We start from the raw sequence: 21,315 nt of genomic DNA, 5'->3' as shown, positions 1-21,315 counted from the left end.
TTTACCTTCACTCATTCGCTGTCATCCTTTCGCGGACGACAGCTTAAACCACCGTCTCAAATTCGGGGTCCACTATATTCAGCAGTAGCAAAGCAAGGCGTTACGAGTGATCGTGACGCCTTTTTTGTTTTGCGCTGCAGTTCTCCTCTCTTATCTGCTGTGCCGTTTTGCGATGCGCAGCCGCCCATCTGCTACCGCCGCGTGATGCAAAAACTTGCGTTTTGTCACTGTATACGCGCAATTTAATCACTACATTCAAGAACTTCGTCGCAAGTTCAGACGCGCGCTAACCAGCCTGGAGGATAGCCGACGCGGCCGCATCGAATATCGCTACGACCCGGTCGGACGGCTGCTGGCGGCAAACAGCGCATTGGGCCATGAAATCTTCGGGTTCGACCCGGCCGGCAACATCCAGGCAGCCGATATCGCGCAGCAGGAACCCATGGCCCGTCGTGCCCCGCTGCCAAAACTGCTGAACAACCTGTTCAAGGAATCTGCCGGCGTCAGCTACCGCTACGACGAGCGCGGCAACCTCGTGGAACGCGTGCAGAACGGTAAGCGGTCGGAATATGAATGGGACGCGTTTAACCGGATGACCCGCGCCACGACCTGGCATGGGGTCACCATTTTTGCCTACGACCCGCTGGGACGGCGTATTGCCAAGCACAGCCAGGCGATAGAAGGCACTGTTTTCCGGGAGACGAGCCGGACCTTGTATGGTTGGGACGGCGACACACTCGCGTTGGAAAGCAGCGTGTATCAGGGCTGTGCTGCCAGCGAACGAACGGTGCACTACGTATATGAGCGCGACAGCTTCGTGCCGTTGGTGCAGGTCAGTCGGAACGGGGCACTTCAACTAGCGCCCACCACCGATGTCAAGGCGCTGATGGCGGGCAACGATGGCAAGTACGATATTGCGCTCGATCCTCTATGGAACGGGGATTTTGAGCAGGAAACCGAACCGTTCGGTAAGGACGAGATCGCCTTTTATCAATGCGACCATTTGGGAACCCCGCAGGAGTTGACGGATTGCGAAGGCAAGGTTGCATGGTCGGCACAATACAAGGCGTGGGGGCAGGCGAAGGAGGCAATCAGCGACGCGGCGTACAAGGCCGGGATTCACAATCCGCTCCGGTTGCAGGGGCAGTACTTTGATGAAGAGACGGGGCTGCATTACAATCGGCATCGCTACTACGACCCGCATGCCGGCAGGTTTATTTCGCGTGACCCGATCGGCCTGCTTGGCGGGTTGAATCTTCATCAGTACGCGCCGAACCCTACCGGCTGGCTCGACACCCTCGGTCTAAGCAGATGCCCTTCCAACCCGGCTACGGTTGACAAGGACCACAAGGGCCGATGGCGCGACGCGCGAGGACGGTTTGCCAAAGACCCGGGATGGCCTGCAAACTTTGGGTTTGCGGCGGGGAAAGACTCTACAGTTACGCTTTCACCCGGCACTCAGATCGACCGCTTTGGACGGCCGACAGGTGGCTTTGTCGCGCCCGCAGGTACACCCTTCGGTGACCGCGCACTTCCAGCTGCCTCGTACGACGTGGAATACCACGTATGTGAGGTAAAGAAGCCTATTAACGGCGTTCGAGGCGGCCCAGCAGAACCATGGTTCAATCAGCCAGGGAATGGAACTCAATATCAGCTTCCGCGAAGCGTTCAATCGCATCTAGACGCGGGAGAACTGGTCGAAATGCCAAATCGTTGCCGACCTCCGAGGAAATAAATTATGTCGAAGAACAAGTTAGTCATCGTAGATTTAAACCATGTCATCGGAGCGGCGCTACCAGTCTCCGACCGGACGTTCTACCAATGCGTTAACTGCTGGAGCATTCTCCGGTCGAACCCTTCGGACAATGAGTACTGCGTCTGCGGAAATGTCTCCGTTGATGTTGATGCCGGAAGGGCTGGGGCTAGGGACGAGCAGTTGCTTCGAGTGTTGCAGATCACTCATGCAGACTGATTCGAACGCGTGGTCACACCCATCGCCATGGAGAGTACAACCTAGTTCAACTACACCCCGTTGGGCCAGCGAAGACGCACAGAACATTCAACATTTCAATGGCGGTAGTCCGCTGGATGATGCAGGGCTTGTTCCACTAAAAGCATAATGCGCGCGTAGCCCGAAAAATGCTGCTGTCGAAGGTGTGTATTTGAAACAAGAGGCAACGGCCCGAACGAAACACTTGTCATTTGCGCGCCCGCTCACGCCGTCATGGCCCGCAGCGCCCCGAAATCGTCCGGATCACGTTTGATCCTCTCCGCCGCCGCACGGATCTTGCGGTAATAGATCCCGTTCCGCACGCCGCGATAATCCATGTACGCTTCCACGATCGGGTCCGCCCGCTTTTCGCGCCTGGCCCGGTCGATCAACGCCTGCAGATAGCGCGTCCCCATCTGAATATTGGTGGCCTCGTCGATGAACGCCGGACTCGCGTGAAACGCATCCGCTTCGGCATACAGCGCCGGCTCGGCGCAGCGCTGAGACGTTGGCTTGCACAGATTATCGAGCCGGAACAGTTCGCGGTTCGCCACCTTCAGCAACTGCATCAAACCCCGCGCGCTGCTGCCCGCCGGCTGGGCGCAAGAGTCGAAGCGCGATTCCATGTAGATCTGGCAGACGATCAGCTCGTCCGGCAGGCAGGAGCGGTTGTTCTCGTGCACGAGCCGGCGGATCTCGCGCAGGCGCGCGAGGGGTTCGGTGCACACCATCTGGTCGGCCATGTCGTCACCTGTCTCGTTACGTCATGCGCTTCATGATCTTACCCTTACCGCATGCGTCGTTTGCGCTCGCTCAGGCGGGGTGATCGATTGAACTCAAGTATCCTTCAACCCTGACCGCGATAATTTCCGTTTGGAATGCTCCCGTTCCGCCACCAAGGAATCCGACCGCCATGCCTCCCCTCGACCTTTCCGATACCCTCGTGGTCGGCATCTCCGCCACCGCCCTGTTCGACCTGGCGGAAGCCGACGCCATCTATAAAGCCAGATCCATCAAGAATCCCCAAAGCGCACTGGAGGAATATCGCGCCTACATGCTGGAGCGCGAGAACGAACCGCTGCGCGACGGCACCGGCATGGCCCTCGTGCGCGCCCTGCTCGGCCTGAACCGCTATGCGCCGTCCGAGGCGAAGCCGCTCGTCGAAGTCGTCGTCATGTCGCGCAACAGCCCCGAGACCGGCGTGCGCGTCTTCAACAACATCCGGTCGCGCGGCCTGCCGATTTCGCGCCATGCGTTCACTGGCGGCGAGTCGGTCGTCGATTACCTGGACGCCTTCGCCGTCGACCTGTTCCTGACGACGAATGTCGAAGACGCCCAGCGCGTGATCGATGCGCAGGCCTGTGCCGCCGCGGTGTTGAAACCGCCGCCGCACGCGGCCGAGGCGCCGCCGGAAGACCAGGTGCGCATCGCCTTCGACGGCGATGCCGTGCTGTTCGACGACTCCAGTGAACTGGTCTACAAGACCGAGGGCCTCGACCGCTTCCACACGATCGAGGACGAGAAGCAGAACGAACCGATGCAGGATGGTCCGTATGCGATCCTGCTGCGCCGGCTCGCGCGCCTGCAGGAACGGCTGCCGTTCGGCGCCGACGTGTCGCCCGTACGGATCGCGATCGTGACGGCGCGCAGCGCGCCGGCCGAGATGCGGGTCATCAATACCCTGCGCCACTGGGGCGTGTACGTGAACGAGATCTTCTTCCTCGGCGGCGTGCCGAAGTCGAAGGTCGTCAAGGCATTCCGCGCGCACCTGTTCTTCGACGACCAGGACCTGCACCTGGACCCGGCCGCGCGCCACGTCCCATCCGGACGCGTGCCCTACCGCTCGGACTCGCCGCTGTTCACGCCGTTGCCGCTCGACCTGATCGCGGAACCGCCGGTACTGGTCGAAAGAGTCGAAGCCAGCTGACCGGGAGCCGCCGCTCCGCGCACCTCGAACCGGGCGGCAGCGACCGCCCGGCCATCCTCTCCCACAAGCTTCACTTCATGCTCCCCCGCCAGCGGCGCCCACGTGGCGCCCCGATCGGCCGGGCCGGCATCCGTACCATCGAGTTGCCAGCGCAGGCCCGCGCCGCCGTAGGCACGCAAGCTCACGCGCTGCAGCGGTGCCGGGATGTCCGGATCGAGTGCGATGACACTGTCCGCGGCCGGATACACGATGCGCGGCGCGCGCTTCGCCGGCGGCAGCATCTCGACCAGCGCGACTTCCGTGCCGCGCACGAACCATTCGCTGCGCTCGGGCTCCACGGCCGGCGCGAAGCGGACCGTCTGGCGCACGACACCAGGCGGCGCGGCGGGCGGCCTGCTCGGGCGGTCGCGGTGCAGGTAGTCCATCACGTCGCGCCACGCGGGCGCCGCGCCGGACACGCCGGACACGTCCCACATCGAGCGGCCGTCGAAATTCCCGACCCACACGCCGACCGTGTAGCGGTCCGAAAAGCCCACGCACCAGTTGTCGCGCATGTCCTTGCTGGTGCCCGTCTTGACGGCGCTCCAGAACCCGGTGGCGAGTTCGTTGGAGAGGCCGAACGTCGTGCTGCGGGCCGCGCGGTCGGACAGGATGTCGGCCACGATGAAGCTGGCGCGCGCATCCAGCACGCGCCGTTTGCCGTCCTGCACGCCGCCGTTCGCCAAGGTGCGATAGGCCTGCGCGAGTTCCAGCAGGCTGACGTCGCCCGAGCCCAGCGCCAGCGACCAGCCGTAGAACTCCGGCGCCTCGGTAAGACTCGTGATGCCGAGCGCGCGCAGGCGCTCGTGAAAGCGTTCGAGCCCGGTCAGCATCAGCGTGCGCACCGCCGGCACGTTCAGCGAGCCGGCAAGGCTCGTGCGCACCGACGCCGCATCGCGGTACTGGTGGTCGTAGTTCTGCGGCACGTACAGGCCGCCGACGGTCGGGATGTCGACGGGCGTGTCGTCCAGCAGCGACGCCGCCGTCAACTGGCCCCGTTCCAGCGCCAGCTCGTATAAAAACGGCTTCAGCGTGGACCCGGCCTGGCGCAGCGCCGTCACGCCATCCACTTCGCCGGCGCCGCCGTTCGCGACATAAGCCAGCACGTCGCCGCTGGCGTTGTCGATGACGATCACGGCGCCGTCGCCGACGTTGCGTTCGGCCAGTTCGGCGAGGTGGCGGCGCAGCGTAGCGACCGCAAAGCGCTGCAAGCTTGCGTCGAGGGTGCTGCGCACCACACTGCCCGAACTGGAGCCCACTGCGCCGCCGAGGCGGCGCACGAACTGCGGCGTCACACCCGTCGGCGCGGATGCCGGCGCGGATGCCGTGCGCGCGAACGCCGCGTCGACTTCCCACTCGATGGCCGCGCAATCCGTGCGCGGTTCGAGCTCACCCGCGAGCTCGCGTGCGAGCGCGCAGGCGCGCTTCGCGACCGTCCGCGGCGGCGCCGTCGGCGCGCGCAACAGGCTCGCGAGGATCGCGGCCTCGCCCGCGTCCAGCCCGGACGGCGCCTTGCCGAACAGGTTGCGCGCGGCAGCGCCGATGCCTTGCAGCTCGCCGCGATAGCTGGCCAGGTTCAGGTAGGCTTCCAGGATCTGGCGCTTGTTCCAGCCGGCTTCCAGTTCGCGCGAGGCGAGCGCCTGGTCCCATTTGCGCGCCCACGTGCGGCCCTTCGACCGCGGCGCCAGCTTCGGATCGAGCAGGCCCGCGAGCTGCATCGTGATCGTCGATGCGCCGCGCGTGCGCTGCTGGCCGAACAGGTTGTCCCATGCAGCCTTGCCGATGGCCTGGAAGTCGATGCCGCCGTGTTCCATGAAGCGCTGGTCCTCGGCCTGCAGCACGGCGCGGCCGAGCGTCGGCGAGATGTCGTCCAGCGCCACCCAGCCGAGCCGCCGGCCCGCCATGTCCACGCGCACCGTGGCGAGGATCTCGCCGTGGCGGTCGAGCAGGGTCGTGTCGGATGAGCGCCACGCCGCCTTCACTTCCTGCGGCGTCGGCACGGCGGCATGTACCGGCAACGCCACCAGCAGCAGAAGCCAGGCCAGGATCTTCATCACTGCACCGTCATGCCCGCGTTCGGCACTTCGCCGAACATTTCCGGCGCGTACATGGCTTCCACGCGCGTGGTGGGCAGCGCGAAGCGGCCCTCGTTGTTCAGCCGCACCGTGTACTCGACGGTGAAGCGGCCCTTCGGCACCCATTCGTAGTACGCGCGGTAGCCGGTGTGCAGCCGCTCCTCGAACGCCGGCCACGTCCAGCCGGTGCGGCGTTCGCCGGCCGTCGCGATCTGCGAATCGCGGCCCAGGCCCGATCCGAGCACGCTGGCGCCGGCCGGGATCGGGTCGTCGACGACGACCCACGTCATGTCCGACTGCGCATCGATGTCGAGATGGACGCGGTAGACGTCCCCGCGCGACCACGTGCCCTTGACCTTCTGCTCGACCGGCGTGACGGTGCGCGCGATGCGGTAGCCGGACGACAGCGGGGCCTTCAACGGCACGGCCGCCAGGCTCTGGACCGTCGCCCACGGCTTGCCGCTGCCCAGCTGGCGCATGGTCAAGGTGCCGCGGCCCTGCGGCCAGGCCTGCAGCACGGTCGCGGGCACGGTCCCGGTCCAGCTGACGGGTTTTGCATCCGCGCCCATGACGACGAGGTTCGCGCTGCCCGTCACCGGCTCGCGCTCGTAGGTCTCGGAGAAGCGCTTGAGCGCGACGGTGCCCCAGGCGTTGGCCGTCGTCGTGTCCCAGTGGCCGTGCTGCTGGCGGCCCAGGGCGCCGCGCGCGAGGCGGCCGGCGTCGACCTTCCACGCGGGATCGTCCAGCGTCGCCAGCAGCAGGCGGTTGGCGTTCACGTCGACGGACGTCATGAGCCACCACCAGCCATCCGCGCGCTCGGTCGAAAAGCCCATCGTCGTGCCTTGCAGGTTCAGGCGCGCGCGCAGGATCTGGCCGGCCTGCGCCAGGCGCTGGTCGCGCTGCGGCAGCGCCGGCGTGCGTTTCAGGATCAGATACCAGTCGATGACGGCGGACGTGGGCCACAAGTTCGGCTGGACCTCGATCGAATCCAGCATGGCCGGCTGCACCTCCGTGTCGCGCGACAGCGCTTCCAGCGCCGCCAGCTTGCGCACGGCCAGTTCGCCCGTCGCGCGGCCGTTGCCGCGCACGATCTTCCCTTCGACGAACGCGGCGAGGCCCGCCTCCATGCGGCCGCGCAGCTCGTCCGGGATCGCGTAGCCCGCTTCATGCGTCACCGACAGCACATAGGCCGTGAGCACGTCGCTGCCCTCGTCCATCGGTGCGAAATACTTCACCAGGCCATCGCCATCCAGGTGCGACGGCAAGGTCGCGACGACCGTATCCCACATCGCCTTGTCCTGCAGCGCCACCGCACGCGATGTGCGCTGTTCGAAGCACGTGTACGGATAGGCCGTCATGTAGTCGCGCACGCCCGGCAGGTCGCTGCCGAGGCGCGCCTGCAGGGTCGTGCGGATGCCGCCGCGGCCCGGCAGCGCATCGGCCGGACGCTCGACGGGCATCGTCTTCGTGCCGTCGATCTGCACGAGCGTCGCCTGCAGGGTGCGCACCGGCACGGCGACGTTCACCTGCTGCGTGACGCGCATGCGGTCGCTCGCGCCCTCGCCTGCCGCCGCCACGTCCCACTGCAGCCTCGATACCCCTGCCGGCACCGCGTAATCCCAGCCCGCTTCGCGCGATTCGCCCGGCGCGAGCACGATGTCCTGGGGCGGCAGCGCCTGCGCCTTGCCGCCGTCCGCGGTCACGCCGGCGTCCAGGCGGATGGCCAGCTGCCGGTCGGACGCGTTGCGCAGCGTGAACCCGGCGCGCAGGCGGTCCCCTTCGCGCACCTGCGGCGGCAGGCCGGAGACGAGCATCAGGTCCTGCGACGTGCGGATGTCCGTGCCGCCCGTGCCGAACCGGCCCGCGCCGCTGCTCGCGACGGCGACGATGCGGAAGGACGTCAGCGAATCGTTCAACGGCACGTCGACTTTCGCCTCGCCGTTCGCATCGAGGACGACCTTGCCCTTCCACAGCAGCAGCGTCTCGAACAGTTCACGCCCGGCGCCGCGGCCGCCGCCCCCGCCGTGCGGGAACGCCTTGCGGCCGAAGTGGCGCTTGCCGACGACCTGCATTTGTGCCGTCGACGTCTCCACCTGCAGGCTGCGCTCGTGCATCATCGTCTCGAGCAGATTCCAGCTCGTGTTGGGCATCAGTTCCAGCAGGCCGGCATCGACGGCGGCCCCGGCGACTTCCGTACCGGCCGCCGGCCGCGTGCCGTCCGGGTCGCGCACGCGGATCGTGACCTGCGCACGCTCGCGCACCTTGTACACGGGTTTATCGGCCGCGACGTCGACCTTCAGTTCGTGCCCCTTCCAGCCCACGCGGAGCGGCGCGATCCCGAGTTTATAAGCGGGCTTGCCCAGGTCGACGAGCGCCGTCGGCTGCACACCCGCCACGCGCCCGCGCACGACGAGGGCCGACACGAACACGTTCGGCGCATAGCTCGCCTTTACGGGAATCGAAATCGTCTGGTCGCGGCCGGACAGGCGCCGCACGTACGTGTCGAGGATGCCCTCGCGCTCGACGGTCACGAGCACGGTCGCCCGGCGGAACGGGCTGCGCACCTGGAAGCGTGCCTGCTCGCCCGGTTCGTAGCGCTTCTGCGCCGGCAGCAGGTCGATGCGGTCGTGGTCCGCGTTCGCGAACCACTGTTCCTCATCGCCCGCCACGTACACCTCGCGATGGGTGGCCGCCACGCGTTGCTGCGGATCGGTCGCTCGAGCGAGCAGGATCAGGTCGCCGTCGACGGGCGCCTTCACGTTGCACAGGAGCAGGCCGCGCGCGTCCGTCGTGCCGCTGCACGCCTCGCCGATGCGCTTGATCTCGGCGCTGTGCTCATAGGCGTAAAAGCCGCCGACGAGACGGCGCCGGTGCGAATAGGTCGCCCGCTTGAGCAGGTCGACCGTCACCGGCACGTTCGCCACGGGCTTGCCGGCGACGTCCAGCACGACGGTCTGGAATTTCAGCGCATCGCGGCGCAGCAGCCAGCCATCGGGCTTGATGCCGACAACGTACGCGGATGGCCACAGCGGCACGCGCGTGGAGACCGTCAATGTCTCGCCGTTGGCGTCCTGGTACGACAACTCGGCCAGCAGGCTTTTCGGGCGCTCGATCGCCGGCAGCTTGTCGACGACGATGCGCGCGCCGCCCGCGCGGTCGAGCTGCAGGCTTTGCGTGCGCGCGACTTCCTGGCCGGGCGTGCCTTCCGATTCCGCCTCGTCCTCGCCCTCGCTACCCTGGTCGACGACGCCTTCGCGCACGTCGCCCGCCCCCAGCGCGAACTCGTCGTAGTCGGCGAACTGCACGCCGGTGTCCTGCACGACGCTGCGCAGCTTTACCGGCGCCAGGCCCGCGGGACCGCCCGACAGGTAACTCACCTGCGCATCGAGCGTCACGGCCTGCGGCGCCACGGCGGGATGCTTCGGCCCCGCCAGTTGCGCCTTCATCGTCGGCACGCGGAATTGCTCGACACGGAAATCGCCCGCCACCTGGCCGCCGATCAGCACGTCGTACACGCCGAGCTTCGCTTCCGCCGGGATCGCCCACTCGCCCTCGGCGCTGCCGTTCGCATCCCAGCGCAGGGAAAACTCGACTTTCTCGCCGCTGCCCTGGTGGACGAGGAAGCCGCGCGCGGGCAACGCCGTCTTGTCCGTGCCGAGTTCCTGCGCGCGCCAGTCGCGGACTTCTTTCGGCGCCGGATCCTTCGCGCGCACGAAGGCGAAACCCTGCTGCGTGCGGCGGCGCAGGTAGTGCTTCATGTGGACGGTCTCGCCGGCGCGCAGCAGGGTGCGGTCGAACACGGTGGCGACGATGCGGCTGTCCTCGTCGCGGCTGCCAGTGGGCAGGTTGAAGCGCCACGCCTCGATGCCCTGCTGCCAGTCGGACAGGGTGAACGTGAAGTCGTCGCCGCGCGCGGCCGTCACGACGTAGATGCCGCCCTCCTTGCAGCGGGCATGCGGCAGCGCCTGGCGGATGCGCGCGATGCCGGCGGCGTCCGTCGTGCCGGTCCACAGCAGCCGCGCGCCGCAATCGCGCACTTCGACGCGCGCGCCCGCGACGGGCTGCCCCTTGTCGAGCGACGTCACCCACACGAGCGATGATTGCGCGCCGAGCTTGAAATGCGCGGCCAGATTCGTGACGAGGGCCGCGCTGCGCACGTACGCGGTGCGTCTTTTCGGATCCAGCGCGGCGCCCAGGCGCGGGCTTTCCAGTTCGACCGCGTAGAAGCCGGGCTGGCGCAGCGGGATGCCGATCACTTCGAACGCGCGCCGGCCGAGCGGTTTCGGGAGCGTGAAGCGCTGCAGCGCGTCTGCCTTGGCGCCCTTGAAGATCGACACCTTCAGCTGGTCGCCTTCCGGCTGGCCGGGATTCAGGCCGCCGTGCGGCCCCGCGACCTTGCGCAGCCACGTGAGCACGTCGGCCGTGCGGCTGGCGTCGAGGCGCATGGCGACGCCGTTCGTGTGCATGCGGCCGGCGAGCTGCGCCTCGACGTTGCGCACGGTGACGGGCAGCAGGCGGTCGCCGTTTGCCTCGATGATGCCGAACGGCGCCGCGAACTTGACGAGCGGCGGCTGCTCGCCCGTGCGCACGGCCAGCGGGAAGCGGCCCGCGTTGACGAGGGGCCGGCCCGCATCGTCGCGCAAGTCGGCCGGCAGGTGCAGCGTGAATCTTGCCTGTTCCGGGAACGGCCCGGGCACGCTGGCCTGGCCCACGAAGTCCGGCGTCCGTCCGCCTTCCTTGTCGATGCGCGCCGGCCAGCGCTTGCCGCCCGGTCCTTCCAGATACACCCTGGCCGCGTCGGCCGCGCGCACGGGCGCGCTGAAGTCCACGCGCATCGGCTGGAACGGAATGCATTGGGACCGCGCGTTGACTTTCTCGCAGTTGAAGCGGGCCGTGAAATCGGCGCGCGTCTTGAACGAGAGCGTCTGGTCTCCGGCCGTCGCGATGCCGTTCGGCGCAGCCACGCCGGCGCTCCAGACGAGGGCGACTTCCGCATTCGACGGCAACGTGCGACGGCATTGCAGCACGACGATGCGGGCCAGGCGGCCGGCCTTGTCGTCGGCGCGCAGTTGCGCATCCGTGTACGGTCCGATGTCTTCCTTGCCGCGGTCCGCGGCGACGACTTGCCGGACGAACCAGCGGTCCGTCGCCAACACCTGTTCGCGCCGCGCGCCCTGCACCAGGGTCACGCCGATCTTGTCGCTGGCGCCATCCGCGCGGCACCACGCCTGTTTCAGGATGCTGTCGGCCGACGCGGGCGCGGACAGCGCGAGCACGAAGGCTTGTTTCTCGTCGATGCCGGACGCGCCTTCATGCGGCAGCGTTTCCAGCACGGCCGGGCCGCCCGTGGCGACGGTGAATGCCTGCGTCCCCGCCAGCGGCTGTCCGGCCAGGTCGCGCACGCCGGCTTTCAGCGTGAAGCGGCAGCTCGTGGCGCCCGGCAGGTCGCGTTCGAAGTCGTAGCTCCACGTCTGCGCATCGACCCAGCGGCCGCTGCCCGGCACGGCGCACGCGACGTCGAACGGGGTCTCGGCGCGCAAATCGCCGAACGCCACCATCGGCTGCGAGAACCGCGCGACAGCCTGGCGCACGCGCCGCACCTGCCCTTCGGGCGAAAAGCCGGACACGGTGGTCTGCGCCCACGCGCCCGACCAACAGCACAACAAGACGAAGCACAGCAGGCGGCGCATGACGACCATGGGTTCTCCGGGAGATGGCGGACGGACGAAGGCTGAGTGTTGCAAACTCGGCTTGCAGTGTCAACAAAGTTTAACAATTAGCAACGCAATGTGGCGGTCATGCAAACCTGCATGATTGGATATAAAATGCGGCTCTTATATTTCCTGTACGCATATAAGATCATGAGTCTCCCCCTGATCCTGAACCTGCCCATCGCCCTGGCCGCCTGCGGCCTGCTGTATGTCATGCAGCAACGCCATCTGTCCTTCACGAAACGGGTGTTCACGGGCCTCGGCCTGGGCATCGTCCTCGGCGCGGCGTTCCAGGCGTTCTACGGCAACGGTTCACCGGTCATTGCACAGACGAATGCGTATCTCGACATCGTCGGCACCGGCTACGTCAAACTGCTGCAGATGATCATCATGCCGCTGATCATGGTGTCGATCATCCAGGCCATCCTCAAGCTGCGCGACGCGTCGTCGCTCGGCAAGATCAGTGCGCTGACGATCGGCACGCTGATGGTCACGACGGCCATCGCGGCCACGATCGGCATCCTGATGGCCAAGCTGTACGGTCTGTCCGCCGTCGGCCTGACGTCGAGCGCGGCCGAAGTCGCGCGCGGCCATTATTTAGAGGGCAAACTGGCCACGGCGCAGGACGTGTCGCTGCCGACCATGATCCTGTCGTTCATTCCCGAGAATCCCTTCCTCGACATGACGGGCGCGCGCAAGACGTCGACGATCGCCGTCGTCCTGTTCTCGATCTTCCTGGGCGTGTCCGCGACGGGCATCGCCGCCAAGAAGCCGGACGTGTTCGAGAAATTCAGCGAATTCGTGCACGTGGCCCACGTGATCGTGATGCGCATGGTGACGCTCGTTCTGCGCCTCACCCCGTTCGGCGTGTTCGCCCTCATCACGCAGGTGCTGGCGAGCTCCAGCGTGCAGGACATCCTCAAGCTGATCGGCTTCGTGGCCGCATCGTACAGCGCCCTGATCCTCATGTTCGGCGTGCACCTGCTGATCATCGCGGCCGTGGGCCTGAACCCGGGCCGCTACGTGAAAAAGATCTTCCCCGTGCTCGCCTTCGCGTTCACGTCGCGCACGTCGGCCGGTTCCATCCCGATGAGCGTGCAGACGCAGACCGCGCGTCTCGGCACGCCGGAAGGCATCGCCAACTTCGCCGCGTCGTTCGGCTCGATGATGGGCCAGAACGGCTGCGCCGGCATCTATCCGGCGATGCTCGCCGTCATGATCGCGCCCACCGTCGGCATCGATCCGTTCACGAGCAGCTTCCTGCTGCCCCTGATCGGCATCGTCACCATCGGCTCCGTCGGCGTGGCCGGCGTGGGCGGCGGCGCCACGTTCGCCGCGCTGATCGTGCTGTCGGCGCTGAACCTGCCCGTGGCGCTGGCGGGCCTCCTGATTTCCATCGAGCCACTGATCGACATGGGCCGTACCGCGCTCAACGTCAGCGGGTCCATCACGGCCGGCACGTTCGCCAGCCGCGTGCTCGGCCAGACCGACATGGCCGTGTTCGACAGCGACGCCGAGGTCAACCTCGACAGCGAGGAGCAAGTAGCGTAAAGGTGATGTAAAACCTTTCTCCTGTTCACGTGAGAGCCCGCCTACACGTCGTTTTGGCACACGTTTTCGTCCGGAATCGTGCGCGGAAATCCCGCCGAATCCGTCTATGATCGCGTCATGTCAAAATCACAAACGGTCGGATGATGGATCAGAAGTGGCCACAGGAAATCTGGCTCGTCAGGCACGGGCAAAGCGCGGGTAATGTCGCGCGCGATGCCGCCGAAGCCGCGGCTGGCCTGCTCATCGACATCGCCGAGCGCGACGTCGACGTGCCCCTGTCGGAGCTGGGCGTGCGCCAGTCGCAGGCCCTGTCGAGCTGGTTCGCGGCGCTGCCGCCCGACGGCCAGCCGAACGTCGTGCTGCATTCGCCCTACGTGCGCGCGGCCGAGACCGCCAATATCCTGATGCAGCGCCTGAACCGCGACGAGTTGCTCGCCGTCCACGCCGACGAGCGCCTGCGCGAAAAGGAGTTCGGCATCCTCGACCGCCTGACGGTGCGCGGTATCGCCGAGAAATATCCCGAGCTGCATGAGCAACGCCACCACGTCGGCAAGTTCTATTTCCGCCCGCCCGGCGGCGAGAGCTGGTGCGACGTCATCCTGCGCCTGCGCAGCGTCCTCGACACGATGACGCGCGAGTACCCGCGCGAACGCGTGCTGATCGTCGCGCACCAGGTCATCGTCAACTGCTTCCGCTACCTGATCGAGCGGATGGACGAGGCGACGATCCTCGAGCAGGACCGCGCCGGCGACGTGCCGAACTGCTCCGTCACGTCCTACGCCTTCGATCCCACGCTGGGCAAGCGCGGCAAGCTGGCCGTTCGCCTGGTCAATTTCGTCGCCCCGCTCGAAGCCACCGGCACGCCGGTCACGGTCGCCAAAGACCAGCCCACCGCCGCCAAGGCCTGAGGTCCCTCCATGACGCTGCAAACCCATGCCCGCCCGCGCGACGTCGATACGAGCCTGCTGCGCAGCTGGCCGCTGCCCGTGCCCTCGAACGACGCCGACAAGGAAGACCGCGGCCACGTGCTCGTCCTCGGCGGCTCGCGCGAGATGCCCGGCCCCGTGATCCTGGCCGCGACGGCGGCCTTGCGCGCCGGCGCCGGCAAGCTGACCATTGCCACCGGCCGCAGCGTGGCCCAATTGGTAGCGCTCGCTATTCCTGAATCGCGCGTGCTGGGACTGGCGGAAAACGATGCCGGCGGCTTCACGGTCGAAGCCGTGGCCGCGCTCGATCCGCTGGCCGACAAGATCAGCGCCGTCCTCATCGGTCCCGGCATGCGGGACGAGGCCGCGACCGCCCGCCTCGTGCACGCGCTGCTGCCGCGTCTGGACGGCACCGCCACGAACGTGTTGCTCGACGCCGAGGCGATGGGCGCGGTTTTGCATCCGCCCGCGGGAGGCACGCCGAACCGCGCGCCCTTCCGCTTCAACGTGCCGGTCCTGTTGACGCCGCATGCGGGCGAAATGGCCCACCTGACGGGCATCGCGAAAGACGAGATCGGCGCGGCGCCGGACCGCCATGCCATCGACGCGGCCCGGCACTGGAACGCCGTCGTCGCGCTCAAGGGCGCGCGCACCGTGATCGCGGCGCCGGGCGGTGAGCGGTGGCAGCACGAAGGCGGTAACGTCGGGCTCGCCACGTCCGGTTCGGGCGACGTACTGGCCGGCATCATCGCGGGGCTCGCGGCGCGCGGCGCCACGCTCGCGCAGGCCGCCGCCTGGGGCGTCGCGCTGCACGCGCGCGCGGGCGAGCGCCTCGCCGAACGCTTCGGCAGACTGGGTTACCTGGCGCGGGAATTGTGCGACGTCATTCCCGCCCTGCTCGAACAGGCCGCCGGCGACAGCGCCGACGCGGCGTCACGACCATCCGGCAGCTTCGCCGGGGGACAAAGGGTTGAACGATGATGGTTCGGCTCTTATCTAACCCGCACGTGTCGACGTTGCAGGCGGCACGGCGGAACAAGGGGAACTTCGGTTTCCCAAAGCAGAAGGCATGCAATCCGACGAACCGGCCGGCGCGGTGCCGGTCAAATCCAGACAGTCGGATTCGTAGGCCACCGGGGCCGCGTATTGCGTCGGTTCCCTGATGGTTCACGCTTGGACCGCATGGTCCATCGGGAACCCTAAGCCCCGCCTCGCTTCCAGTGCTCACCGGGAGACGGCGGTAAACGATAGACGTGAACGAGGAGTAAAACAAATGAAAGCTCTTAACAACGCATCGAAGATTCTGTTTGCTGCAGCCCTGATGGCCAGCCTGGCCGCTTGCAAGAAGAATGACACCACCAGCACGACCGGTACCGGCGACACGTCGGCCACCGCGCCGAGCAGCAGCTCCGGCACCAGCGGCACGACCGGCGCCACCGGCACGGGCACGACGGGTGACACGACCGGCACCGGCGCAACCGGCACCACCGGCACCATGGGCGGCGCCACCGGCGCGACGGGCACCACCGGCGACACCGGCACGGGCGCAACGGGCACCGGCACCACGGGCACCGGCGCGACCGGAACGACCGGCGGCAGCGGCTCGTCGGGCACGTCGGGTACGTCGGGCACGACCGGCAGCGACACGTCGGGCACCGGCACCTCGGGCACCGGTACCTCGGGCCGCTGATCGCCGTGGCGCATCGGCCAAGGGTCGGGAACGGCCCTTGGCACCGGCATGCACTGGGCGCGGCGGATGCGGCCCTAGTGCATGCCGTTTCCTAGAGTGCCTCGGAATGAAAAAAGGGCCTGCGCTTGCAGGCCCTTCTCGTTGCATGCCGGCCGCAGCCGGCACCACACCGTCAAGCCGTCGCCGGGCGGCCGCGGCCGGTTGCGAAGCGGCCGGCCTTCACGATCAGGCGGAAGACCAGGCGCACGAGCACCAGCGTGAGGATCGCTTCGACGAACGTCATCACGAACGCCGGCAGCGCCGTGAAGCGGGCCGCGCGGCGGTGGAACTTGGCCACCATGCGGTCGCGGGCGATCTCGATGCTGTCGTAGAAGGTCGGGACGACCAGCAGGGTCAGCACCGTCGACGTGATCGTGCCGCCGATGATCGCGATGGCCAGCGGCTGGTAGAACTCGCCCGAGTCGCCCAGGGCCAGCGCCACCGGCAGCATGCCGGCGATCAGCGCGAACGTCGTCATCAGGATCGGACGCAGGCGGGCGCGGCCGGCGGCCATCAGCGCGTCCTCGCGGTCCATGCCTTCCGCCTCGCGGGTGCGGGCGGCGTCCAGCAGCAGGATCGCGTTCTTCGCCACGAGACCCATCAGCATGATGATGCCGATGAAGCTCATCAGGTTCAGCGTGCCCTTCGTGAGCAGCAGCGCGACGACCACGCCGATCAGCGACAGCGGCAGCGACAGCATCACGGCGAGCGGCGCCGTGAACGAGCCGAACTGCATCACCAGGATCAGGTACATGAGGCCGATACCCGAGACCAGTGCGATCGTCATCTGCGTGAACACTTCCTGCTGGTCCTTGCTCTGGCCACCCAGCGACAGGCCATAGCCCGGCGGGAAGTCCATCGATTTCGCCAGCTTGAGGGCGTCGTCCATGACTTCGCCGTTCGAGCGGCCCTGGGCATTGGCCGACACACGCACGACGCGCTTGCCGTCCTTGTGCTCGATCGCGGACGGGCCCTTGCCCATCGTGATCTTGGCGATCTGGTCCAGCGGCACCATCATGTTGCTGCCGGTGACGGCGATCGGCAGGCGCTCGATGTTTTCCAGGCCCACGCGGTCTTCCGGCGCCAGGCGCACGGCCACGTCGCGGGTCTCGCCCGTCGGGTCGACCCAGTCGCCGACCTCGATGCCGGCGAACGCGACGCGCAGCGCGGTGGCGGCGTCGCCGACCGAGATGCCCATCATGTTCGACAGGCCGCGGTCCAGCTCGATCTGCAGCTCGTCCTTCGGATCCTGCTGGGACAGAGTGACATCCACGGCGCCCGGTACCTGACGAAGTTTTTCCATGTAGGCATTGGTCAGGTCCATCAGCTTGCGCGAATCCGTGCCGGTGAACTCGATCTGCACGGGCTTGCCGTTGCCGTTCAGGTCGTCCGTGACCGTGTACTCGGCACCGACGAGGCGGGCGATCTTCTCGCGCAGTTCCACCGCGATGTCGGACGCGCTGCGCTTGCGTTCGCGGCGCTTGCCGATGTCGACGTAGATGCGGCCGCCGCCCGAATTGATCGAGGCGTTCGTGTCCTTCGTCTCCGGCATCGTGCGCGCCAGCGCGGCCGCTTCTTCCATCTTCATGCGGGCATAGCCCACCGACGCCGACGCCGGCGTACGCACTTCGATCAGCAGCTGGCCGCTGTCCTGCTTCGGCAGGAACGACGTGCCGCCGAACTTGCCCTGCAGGCCCAGCGCCGCGACGAGGCTGACGACGGCGATGATGGCCATCCAGCGGCGGTGGTGCAGCGCCCAGGCGATCACGTGGCCGTAGCGGTTGGCCTGGTGGTCGAACCAGACGTTGAAGCGCGCGAGATATTTCTCGATGCCCTTCTTCGGCGCATGGTGGTGGCCCGGCGGGTCGCCCCAGTAGGCGGACAGCATCGGGTCGAGCGTGAACGAGATGAACAGCGACACGATCACGGAGCAGGCGACGGTGAGCGCGAACGGACGGAACCATTCGCCCGAGATGCCCGGCATGAAGGCGACGGGGATGAACACGGCCATGATCGAGAACGTCGTCGACGCGACGGCCATGCCGATCTCCGCGGTACCCTCGAGGGCCGCCGTGCGGCGGTCGGAACCGTTTTCCATGTGGCGGACGATGTTTTCCCGCACGACGATCGCGTCGTCGATCAGCACGCCGATCGCGAGCGACAGGCCCAGCAGCGTCATGAAGTTCAGGGTGAAGCCGCACAGCCACACGGCGATGAACGCGGCCAGCACCGAGGTCGGCAGCGACAGCGCGGTGATCAGCGTGGAACGCCACGAGTTCAGGAAGGCGTACACGACGAAGATCGTCAGCACGGCGCCGAACACGAGCGATTCGATGACGTTGTTCAGGCTGTCCTGGGCGTCCTCGCCGCCGTCGTACGAAATGTCCAGCTTGGTGCCCGCCGGCAGTTCCTTGCGGATCTGTTCGATTTCCGCACGGACCTTCTTGGCGATGGCGACGGTCGACGCTTCACGCGAGCGGATGATCTGGATACCGACGTTGGGTTTGCCGCTGCGCATCGACACGCTGTCGATGTCGGCGAAGCCGTCCTTGATGTCGGCCACCTGGTTCAGGCGCACGACGGTGTCGCCGTTGCGCTTGACGACCACCTGCGAGAAATCTTCCGGACGCTCGATGCGGCCGACGAGGCGGATACCCTTCTCGTCCAGCTCGCTACGCACCTTGCCGACCGGCGCGTTCGTGTTCTGGCGCGACAGCGCGTTCGTCACGTCGCTGACGGAGACGTTGTACTCGCGCAGTTTTTCCGAATGGATCAGCACGGACAGCTCACGGCGCAGCGAGCCGTTCACCTGCACGTTGGCCACGCCGTCGATCGCGCGGAAGCGGTCGGCCAGCTGGTCTTCGGCCAGACGCGAGATCTCGGCATGGCTCTGCGAGCTCGACGACAGCGCCAGGTTCATGATCGGCTGGGCGGACGGGTCGACGCGGCGCAGCACCGGCTCGCGCATCTCGATCGGCAGCTTGTAGCGGACGGACGCGATGGCGTTGCGGACGTCGTCCGACGCCTCGATCAGGTTGCGCTTGAAGTCGAAGCGCAGCACGATCGTCGCGCTGCCCTCGTTGGCGTACGCGTTCACCTCGGTCACGCCGGTGATGGCGAGCATCTGCTTCTCGAGGCGTTCGATGAGTTCGCGTTCGGACGTTTCCGGCGACGCGCCCGGATACGGGATCGTCACGACGATGATCGGAATCTCGACGTCCGGGTTCTGGTTCACGCGCAAGTGATTGAGCGCGAGCAGGCCCATGCACATCATGCCGATGATCAGCACGAGTGTCGCGATGGGCTTCTTGACACTGAAATTGGACAGGAACATGGTGGTTAATCCCGCTTATTTACCCTGGGGTGCGCTGTTGGTGGCGCTGTTGGCGGTACCTGCGGCGCTGGCGACGCGCGCAGCGGCCGCCATTTCCACCTTCTGCCCATCCTTCAGGGTCGAGCCCGGGTGGCGCAGCACGCTGTCGCCGGACGCCAGGCCGTTCTTGATTTCGAAATTGCCGGTGCGCGGATCGCGCGAACCCACCGTCAGGTCGATCTTCGCCAGCTGGCCGCCCTTCACTTTCCAGGCATACGTCTTGTCGCCGGCCTTGACCATCGCCGATTCCGGCAAGGTGATCGCATCGGACAGCTCGGCGTCGATGCGGCCCTCGGCATACAGGCCGGCCACGCGCGGACGCGCTTCGTTACTGAAGCCGACGAGCACCTCGACCTGGCGGGTGATGTCGTTCGCGGACGGGTCGATGCGCTTGACGATGCCGGTGAACTTTTGCTCGCCGTAACCGTTGACGCGGAAGAACACCGGCTGGCCGACCTTGACGGCGGCGATCTTGTCGGCCGACACGCGGCCTTCGAAGCGCATGCTCGTCGGATCGATCACCTTCAGCAATTCCTTGCCGATGGCGGCCGTGTCGCCCGGGGAGACTTTACGGTCGGAGACGATGCCGTCGAACGGCGCGCGCACGACGGTGCGGGTCACCTGCTGCTGGGCCGCGACGAGGCGCGCCCTGGCGGCCGACAGCTCGCTCTGGGCGCTGTTGCGGCGCACTTCGGCGTCGTCCAGCGCCTGGGCGGACGTCATGCCGGACGCGCGCAGCGTCTTCAGGCGCTCGAGGGCGCGGTTGGACTGGTCCAGGGCCTGGGAGGCGGCGCGCTGGGCTTCCTGGGCGGACATCAGGCTGTCGCGGATCGACGTCTCGTCCAGCTTGACGAGCACGTCACCCTTCTTGACCGGGTCGCCGTTTTCTTTCAGGACCTGCAGCACGATGGCGGACACTTCCGCGCGCAGGTCGGCCTTGCGTTCCGGCTGGACCGAGCCCGTGATCACCGGGCCGTTCGCGAGCGCACTGCTCTGCACGGTCAGGACATCCTCCGGGGCAACGAGCAGCTGGACGGCCTTGCCATCCTTCTGCTTGGCATCCGCCTGCGCGTTGGCGGCGTCGGGCTTTGCAGGGTCCTTGTCATGTTTGCCGCACGCACTGAGTGCGGAAGCAATAGCAAGGAAGATTATAGTTTTGCGCAGCATTTCTTGGTTCCCCCGAGGATGGACTCGTTACCTGTAAAAATAAGAATATAAAAGGCCAGCGCGCAGTATCGAATAGGCGGTCTTGACCGTCAATTGACGTTTCGGCAAAGCGCGGTTTTGGTGGGATGAACTGCAGATAGGCGGGATGAAATGCGTTTGGCCGAGCATGAAATGCGCGAAAGAAGGGACAACGCGCGGACAGGCGGACGTCCGGGTGGACGGTGGGAAGCTAACGGTGTACTACCTTGGGCTCCCGCCAAGGGGGGCGCCTAGCCCGGGAGCGACGGTATTTTGTTACGCGGCCATAAGACCGTCGTCCCTGCGCAGGCAGGGACCCAATTTCATCGCACGAAGAGGTGATACACGAGATTCCCCATCAGGATCCCGGTGACGATGCCGCCGCCGATCTCGACGAGCGTATGCCCCATCCGCTCGCGCAGGGTCGTGTGGCCGGCCTGTCCCGCGGCCAGGCGGTTGATGGCGGCGGCCTGGCGGCCGACGTGCTGGCGCAGGCTGTTGGCGTCGATCATCACGATGAAGCACAGGGTGACGGCCACGCCGAACGCCGGGTGGCCGATGCCCTCGCGCAGGGCGATCAAGGTCGCCATGCTGGTGACGGTGGCGCTATGGTTGCTGGGAAAGCCGCCGTTGCCGACCAGGTTGAACGCCCAGCGCCCCTGGCGCGCACTGTTGATGAGGAATTTGATCGGGCCGACCACGAGCCAGGTCAGCACCGGGGTGACCAGATAAGAGACATCCATGTGAAATCCATTCAAGGGGAAACGGGAGGCATGACGCCGGGCGGCATTATGGCAGATGCAATGTCA

The 21,315-nt window shown here is 66.7% G+C and carries 12 protein-coding genes; 6 read left to right on the top strand and 6 right to left on the bottom strand.

Annotated elements, in window-relative coordinates; genetic code table 11:
* Positions 1 to 214 precede the first annotated feature (214 nt).
* A complete protein-coding gene (locus tag QPK29_RS31485; protein WP_371771547.1) occupies positions 215 to 1,735 on the top strand; it encodes a glycohydrolase toxin TNT-related protein in 1,521 nt (506 codons plus the stop codon).
* Between the two features lie 479 nt (positions 1,736 to 2,214).
* Here the strand turns inward: QPK29_RS31485 and QPK29_RS31480 are convergent, their stop codons facing one another.
* Positions 2,215 to 2,733, bottom strand: coding sequence for a lytic transglycosylase domain-containing protein (locus QPK29_RS31480; protein WP_371771548.1), 519 nt, complete (start codon positions 2,731 to 2,733; stop codon positions 2,215 to 2,217).
* A 170-nt stretch (positions 2,734 to 2,903) separates the two neighbouring features.
* Between QPK29_RS31480 and QPK29_RS31475 the strand changes: the two genes are divergently transcribed.
* The gene (locus QPK29_RS31475) at positions 2,904 to 3,917 is read left to right on the top strand and encodes a 5'-nucleotidase (protein ID WP_371771549.1); all 1,014 of its coding nucleotides are present in this window, start codon (positions 2,904 to 2,906) and stop codon (positions 3,915 to 3,917) included.
* Here the strand turns inward: QPK29_RS31475 and pbpC are convergent.
* Complete coding sequence (gene pbpC / locus QPK29_RS31470; RefSeq protein ID WP_371771550.1) at positions 3,827 to 6,010, bottom strand: penicillin-binding protein 1C; 2,184 nt, start codon at positions 6,008 to 6,010, stop codon at positions 3,827 to 3,829. The genes QPK29_RS31475 and pbpC overlap by 91 nt on opposite strands.
* On the bottom strand, positions 6,010 to 11,730 hold the full coding sequence (locus tag QPK29_RS31465; protein WP_371771551.1) for an alpha-2-macroglobulin family protein: 5,721 nt from the start codon (positions 11,728 to 11,730) through the stop codon (positions 6,010 to 6,012). Before QPK29_RS31465 ends, pbpC begins: the two co-directional genes overlap by 1 nt.
* A gap of 162 nt (positions 11,731 to 11,892) precedes the next feature.
* Between QPK29_RS31465 and QPK29_RS31460 the strand changes: the two genes are divergently transcribed.
* From QPK29_RS31460 to QPK29_RS31445, 4 genes are all read left to right on the top strand, one after another.
* Positions 11,893 to 13,293 carry an L-cystine transporter gene (locus QPK29_RS31460; protein WP_371771552.1) on the top strand — a complete coding sequence of 467 codons (1,401 nt, stop codon included), beginning with the start codon at positions 11,893 to 11,895 and terminating at the stop codon, positions 13,291 to 13,293.
* A 143-nt stretch (positions 13,294 to 13,436) separates the two neighbouring features.
* Positions 13,437 to 14,201 (top strand): histidine phosphatase family protein, encoded by a 765-nt coding sequence (locus QPK29_RS31455; protein ID WP_056128366.1) that lies wholly within the window; start codon positions 13,437 to 13,439, stop codon positions 14,199 to 14,201.
* Between the two features lie 9 nt (positions 14,202 to 14,210).
* Positions 14,211 to 15,200 carry an NAD(P)H-hydrate dehydratase gene (locus QPK29_RS31450; protein ID WP_371771553.1) on the top strand — a complete coding sequence of 330 codons (990 nt, stop codon included), beginning with the start codon at positions 14,211 to 14,213 and terminating at the stop codon, positions 15,198 to 15,200.
* Positions 15,201 to 15,492: 292 nt separating this feature from the next.
* A complete protein-coding gene (locus QPK29_RS31445; RefSeq protein ID WP_056127271.1) occupies positions 15,493 to 15,909 on the top strand; it encodes a hypothetical protein in 417 nt (138 codons plus the stop codon).
* A 172-nt stretch (positions 15,910 to 16,081) separates the two neighbouring features.
* Here the strand turns inward: QPK29_RS31445 and QPK29_RS31440 are convergent, their stop codons facing one another.
* The 3 genes from QPK29_RS31440 to QPK29_RS31430 all read right to left on the bottom strand — a co-directional run bounded on the left by QPK29_RS31440 (position 16,082) and on the right by QPK29_RS31430 (position 21,249).
* The gene (locus QPK29_RS31440; RefSeq protein ID WP_056127269.1) at positions 16,082 to 19,282 is read right to left on the bottom strand and encodes an efflux RND transporter permease subunit; all 3,201 of its coding nucleotides are present in this window, start codon (positions 19,280 to 19,282) and stop codon (positions 16,082 to 16,084) included.
* 15 nt (positions 19,283 to 19,297) lie between these two features.
* On the bottom strand, positions 19,298 to 20,488 hold the full coding sequence (locus QPK29_RS31435; RefSeq protein ID WP_056127266.1) for an efflux RND transporter periplasmic adaptor subunit: 1,191 nt from the start codon (positions 20,486 to 20,488) through the stop codon (positions 19,298 to 19,300).
* A gap of 341 nt (positions 20,489 to 20,829) precedes the next feature.
* Positions 20,830 to 21,249 carry a divergent PAP2 family protein gene (locus QPK29_RS31430; RefSeq protein ID WP_056127263.1) on the bottom strand — a complete coding sequence of 140 codons (420 nt, stop codon included), beginning with the start codon at positions 21,247 to 21,249 and terminating at the stop codon, positions 20,830 to 20,832.
* Between the last annotated feature and the right edge of the window lie 66 nt (positions 21,250 to 21,315).

It is taken from the genome of Massilia orientalis, from assembly GCF_030411975.2.
In the GTDB taxonomy this organism is placed as follows: domain Bacteria; phylum Pseudomonadota; class Gammaproteobacteria; order Burkholderiales; family Burkholderiaceae_D; genus Telluria; species Telluria orientalis.
Note: the sequence above shows the minus strand (reverse complement) of the source record. Positions and strands in the feature narration are given on the sequence as shown.